Origin of the sequence: Caulobacter sp. HMWF025 (assembly GCF_003060965.1) — a bacterium.
Classification (GTDB): Bacteria; Pseudomonadota; Alphaproteobacteria; order Caulobacterales; family Caulobacteraceae; genus Caulobacter.
In genome coordinates this window covers 1-5,070 of record NZ_QAII01000060.1, presented here as the reverse complement: position 1 = coordinate 5,070, position 5,070 = coordinate 1, and the positions used below count along the sequence as shown (strand labels likewise).

Sequence of the window (5,070 nt, the reverse complement as noted above, 5' to 3'; positions counted from 1 at the left end):
CCCCTGCAGGATCCCGGAGTCGTCGGAGGCGGCGTAAAGCCTTCAAGGCACGGCGATTCCGGCAGCTGCGGTCTGCCCGTCGCCTGGAGTCATGTGGCTTTTGGGGAGGGGCAGGACCCTGGCGGCGGCCGCGCGCGCGCGGCCCTGGCCAGTCCTGGCCTGGGGCCCGGTCAGCACCCTGGCCAACCCTTTTGAGACTGTCGTGATGCGCGGGCGAACGGCAGCCCCTCAGGACGCGCCGCCCGCCACACGCTACGGGCATTCCGACAGAAGCCGTACCGCGTCAGAGGCCTGAACCAGGCCCTGAGCGGCCGGCTGGGGTCACCACTCGCGGAGGCTGCCGTCCTGGCCTCGCCAGATCGGATTGCGCCAGGACGGTGCGTCCCTGGCGGCAGCGCGAACCATGTCCTCGTCGATCTCGACCCCCAGGCCAGGCCCCTGCAGGGCGTCGACCATGCCGTCGCGAACCTCGAAAACCTCGGGATTGCGCATGTAGCTGAGCAGGTCGTGACCGACATTGTAGTGAATGCCGAGGGACATTTCCTGGATCACGAAGTTCGGTGTCGTCAGGGCCAGTTGCATGCAGGCGGCCAGGGCCATCGGGCCCAGCGGACAGTGCGGCGCCACGCCCACATCATAGGCCTCGGCCATGGCGGCGATGCGCCTGCACTCGGAAAGCCCGCCCGCATGGCTGAGGTCCGGCTGGATCACATCGACGGCGGCCGCTTCGAGGAACGGCTTGAAATCCCAGCGGCTGTAGAGGCGCTCGCCCAGGGCGATCGGCACACTCGTCAGACGCGACAGCTGGACGATGGCCTCGACGTTTTCCGACAGCAGGGGCTCTTCGATAAACAGCGGCTGCAGCGGTGCCAGGGCGGCGATCAGTTGCTTGGCCATCGGCTTGTGGAGGCGGCCGTGGAAGTCGACCGCGACGTCCAGGCCCTGCGACTTGACCGCGGCCACGCGATCCAGCGCGTCTTCGAAAGCCCTGGCGCTGTCCAGCCAGCCGATCTCGCCGGTGGCGTTCATCTTCACCGCCTTGAAGCCCTGCTCCAGCCTGACCCTGGAGGCCTCGACCACCTCGTCGGGCCGGTCGCCGCCGATCCAGGCATAGACCGGAACGCGGTTGCGGACACGGCCGCCCAGCAGTTGCCAGACCGGCACGCCCAGCCGGCGTCCCTTGAGGTCCCAGAGGGCCTGGTCCAGGCCTGACAGGGCCGACATCAGCACAGGCCCGCCACGGTAGAACCCGCCGCGATAGGCCACCTGCCAGATGTCCTCGATATTGTCGGCGTCGGCACCGATAAAGCGATCGCGCAGCGACGCGAAGGCCCCGTCCACGGCCTCGGCGTGGCCTTCCAGGCTCGCCTCACCCCAGCCCACGGCCCCGTCACGGGTCTCGACCCGGACGAAGAGCCAGCGTGGCGGCACAATGAACGTCTCGATCCGCGCTATCCGGGTCGGGCCTGCGCCGACATTGAGCGCTCCAAATTGCTCTTCCGTCATCGACAGTCCGCCGGGTGTCTGGCGCAGCGCGTGCAAGGCCGCATCAACAAGCTCCCAATATAGCCGTGCCCGAACTTAGCCGGGTTGTCGGCAATAGCTATGTCGGGCGTCGCGGGGTCGTCAAACAGTTTATCATATTAATCTTGAAATATGGGTATCGCTTCAGGAAGGCCCTATCCCCGGCACCCGGATCACCGGCTCGGGTCCTGTCGGGCCAAGCGTCACCTTGCCGGGCAACTATCTGTTGCGAGCTACCGGCAAATTTGCCAGCAGTGACGGCATGAAACCCACCGATCCGCTGGAATCACGCTCGGCGCTAGGACGCAACCTGACCTACGGCCTGCTGGACGTGTTGGGGCGGATGATCGTGACCGGCTGCTATGACGGACGACCGTTCCCGATCGAGGCCGAGCTTTCCAAGGAACACGCCGTCAGCCGGTCGGTGACCCGCGAGGCGGTCAAGATGCTGACGGCCAAGGGCCTGCTGACCGCCCGGCCGCGTCAGGGCACCATCATCACCCCCCCTTCGGCCTGGAACTGGTTCGACACCGACGTGCTTCGCTGGCTGCTGGAGCGGAAGTTCTCGCTGAGCCTGCTGCGCCAGTTCACCGAACTGCGCCTGAGCATCGAGCCCGGGGCGGCCGCCCTGGCGGCCCAGTCCGCCAACACCAGGGGTATCGATCTGATCAAGCTGGGCTATGCCCGGATGGAAGCGGCCGAGCTCGGCACCGACAATCCGCTGAGCTCGGACATCGCCTTTCACGTCGCCATCCTGGAAGCGTCGGGAAACCCGTTCTACGCCCAGTTTCGCGATGTCGTGGCCACGGCGCTGCAGACCTCGATCCAGTTCACCAATCGCTATCGCGGACACAATGCCAGCCTGCCCGAGCACAGGGCCGTCCTCGACGCGATCGTCGCCAATGACCCGGTCGCCGCTGCAGCGACCATGCGGGCGCTGATCGCCGACGTCATGGAGCTGATCAGGGAGGCGATCGCCGAGCAGGGCGCGAACGAAGGCTACGTCGCCAGGTTCTCGCCCAAATAGCTCAACCGGTTGCGGCCGTCCGGGGCAGTATGGCGATCCAGGGCGACCCAACGGCGCCCTCGACATCGCAGCGCGCCGCCGCCACCCTGCCGGAAAACAGATCCGGGAGCCCTTCCATGTCCAATCCATCCCTTGCCGGCCGCGTTGTGCTGGTCACTGGAGCCTCGTCCGGCATCGGGGCGCAGATGGGACGGGCCGCGGCCGCTGCGGGTGCCCGGGTCGCCCTGGCGGCCCGCAGAACCGACCGCCTGGAGACCCTCGTCGCCGAGATCGGCCCCTCCGCCGCCGCCTTTGCCATGGACGTCGAGGACGAGGCCTCGGTGATCGCCGCCTATGACGCCGTCGAGGCCCGCTTCGGCCCGGTGGACAGCGTGATCGCCAATGCCGGGATCAGCATCATGGGCTCGGCCCTCGAGATCGCCATCGAGGACTTCGACAAGATCCTGGCTGTCAATACGCGGGGCATGTTCCTGACCGCCCGCGAGGGGGCCCGCCGGATGATCAAGGCCGGCTCGCCCGCCAGCGGTCGTGGCCGGGTCCTGCTGGTCGCCTCGATCGGCGCGCACAAGGTCCTGCCGGGCGTCACCGCCTACTGCACCTCCAAGGCCGGCACGGCCATGATGGGCAAGAGCCTGGCCCGCGAATGGGCCCGCAAGGGCATCAACGTCAACGTCCTGTGCCCGGGCTATATCCGGACCGAGCTGAACAGCGAGTGGTTCGACCAGGAGGGCGGCCAGAAGCTGGTGGCCAGCTTCCCGCGCAAGCGGCTGATGGCCGAGAGCGACCTCGAGGCCATGGCCCTGCTGCTATGCTCGGACGCCGGGGCCACCATCACCGGCGGCGTCTTCACCGTCGACGACGGCCAGTCACTTTAGGCAGCGGCTTCTTCGTCCTCGTCTTCGTCATCATCGTCTTCCGGGTCGAAGGCCAGGGCCGCATCCCGCAGGGCTTCGGCCTCTTCAGCGACTTCGGCGATGGTCTCGTCGGAGATCCCGGCCGCTTCCAGGGCTGCGGCCAGATGCCCGACGATCAGGTCCAGCTCGTCATCGCCCAGACCGACCTCGCCGAGCCAGGCCAGGGCCGACTCCAGGTCCGGATGCTCGCCCGTGCCGGCGGCATCAAGGGCGACGGTGACAAAGGCCCGTCCCCCGGCGGTGATCACCGGGCCATAGACGTCGGCCAGCCGGTCATCGGCCTGGGCCCGCTGGAAAAAGTCATCGAGCACCGCATGGGCGACGGTCTCGCCGCCGATGGTTTCATAGGGGGTCATGATGTCCTCGCCTGAGCTCAGGTCGCCGGGGAAGCGAAGCTGGAAACGAACAGGCAAAGGCTATCACGCGCCCAGTGGGGACGCGTGATGAGGCCATGACATTTGGGCGATGTTTTCGAGACCCCGCCCCCGTGGAGCGAGGTCGCGCGGTGGCTACTTCGCGGCGTCCATCAGGCCCGCGAAGCGCTCGAACAGATAGAGGCTGTCGGTCGGCCCGGGGGAGGCTTCCGGGTGATGCTGGACGCTGAACACCGGCTTGCCGTCCAGGGCGATGCCGGCATTGGTGCCGTCGAACAGCGACACATGGGTCTCGCTGACCGAGGCCGGCAGGCTGGCGCTGTCGACCGTGAAGCCGTGGTTCATCGAGACGATCTCGACCTTGCCGGTGGTCAGGTCCTTGACCGGATGGTTGGCCCCGTGGTGGCCCTGTTCCATCTTTACGGTCTTCGCGCCGAGCGCCAGGGCCAGCATCTGGTGGCCGAGGCAGATGCCGAACACCGGCTTGCCGCTGGCGACCAGCGTCTGAATGACCGGAACCGCATACTGGCCGGTGGCGGCCGGGTCGCCCGGGCCGTTGGACAGCAGCACGCCGTCGGGATTGCGGGCCAGGATATCCTCGGCCGAGGTATTGGCCGGCACCACCGTGGCGCGGGCTCCGACATGGGCGAGAGCCCGCAGGATGTTGCGCTTGACGCCGTAGTCGAGGACTACGACCTCGTACTTGGGGGTCTCGAGCTTGGCGAAGCCTTCCGGCCACGACCACAGGCCCTCGTCCCAGGTGAAGGTCTGGGTGGTGGAGGCATCCTTGGCCAGGTCGAGCCCTTCCAGACCCGACCAGGCCTTGGCCTTGGCGACCAAGGCGTCGAGGTCGAACTGGCCGTCCGGGCTGTGGGCGATGACGCCGTGCGGCATGCCCGTCTCGCGGATCTTGCGGGTCAGGGCCCGGGTGTCGACCCCGGCCAGACCGATCATGCCGCGACGCTTCATCCAGCCATCGAAATCACTGTCGGCGCGCCAGTTGGCCGGGGCGGTCGGGATGTCCCGGAAGATGGCCCCGCGGGCGGCCGTCTCGGCGACGCCGGTCACCTGCTCGACGTCTTCGCCATTGGTGCCGACATTGCCGACGTGCGGGAAGGTGAAGGCCACGATCTGGGCCATGTAGGACGGGTCGGTCAGGATTTCCTGATAGCCGGTCATGGCGGTGTTGAAGCACACCTCGCCGATCGCATCGCCGACCGCGCCGCAGCCC

General features: G+C 67.6%; 5 protein-coding genes. 2 read left to right on the top strand and 3 right to left on the bottom strand.

The features are described from left to right. Positions 1-321 precede the first annotated feature (321 nt). Positions 322-1,542 carry a galactonate dehydratase gene (dgoD, locus tag DBR10_RS07690; RefSeq protein WP_233243318.1) on the bottom strand — a complete coding sequence of 407 codons (1,221 nt, stop codon included), beginning with the start codon at positions 1,540-1,542 and terminating at the stop codon, positions 322-324. Between the two features lie 244 nt (positions 1,543-1,786). Here dgoD and DBR10_RS07685 point away from each other — a divergent pair, with 244 nt between their 5' ends. Both DBR10_RS07685 and DBR10_RS07680 read left to right on the top strand, forming a co-directional pair. Next, complete coding sequence (locus DBR10_RS07685; protein ID WP_108504302.1) at positions 1,787-2,551, top strand: FadR/GntR family transcriptional regulator; 765 nt, start codon at positions 1,787-1,789, stop codon at positions 2,549-2,551. A 116-nt stretch (positions 2,552-2,667) separates the two neighbouring features. After that, positions 2,668-3,426, top strand: a complete 759-nt coding sequence (locus tag DBR10_RS07680) for an SDR family NAD(P)-dependent oxidoreductase (protein WP_108504299.1) — start codon at positions 2,668-2,670, stop codon at positions 3,424-3,426. On the opposite strand, the gene DBR10_RS07675 is transcribed toward DBR10_RS07680, so the two are convergent. Both DBR10_RS07675 and carA read right to left on the bottom strand, forming a co-directional pair. After that, on the bottom strand, positions 3,423-3,821 hold the full coding sequence (locus DBR10_RS07675) for a hypothetical protein (RefSeq protein ID WP_108504298.1): 399 nt from the start codon (positions 3,819-3,821) through the stop codon (positions 3,423-3,425). The genes DBR10_RS07680 and DBR10_RS07675 overlap by 4 nt on opposite strands. Positions 3,822-3,974: 153 nt before the next feature. Then, a partial coding sequence (gene carA / locus DBR10_RS07670; RefSeq protein WP_108556243.1) for a glutamine-hydrolyzing carbamoyl-phosphate synthase small subunit occupies positions 3,975-5,070 on the bottom strand: 1,096 nt, incomplete at its 5' end.

Excerpts from the sequence above, each read along its gene's own strand:
- DBR10_RS07680 (WP_108504299.1), top strand. The coding sequence starts at position 2,668 with ATGTCCAATCCATCCCTTGCCGGCCGCGTTGTGCTGGTCACTGGAGCC.
- DBR10_RS07685 (WP_108504302.1), top strand. The coding sequence starts at position 1,787 with ATGAAACCCACCGATCCGCTGGAATCACGCTCGGCGCTAGGACGCAAC.
- DBR10_RS07675 (WP_108504298.1), bottom strand. The coding sequence starts at position 3,821 with ATGACCCCCTATGAAACCATCGGCGGCGAGACCGTCGCCCATGCGGTG.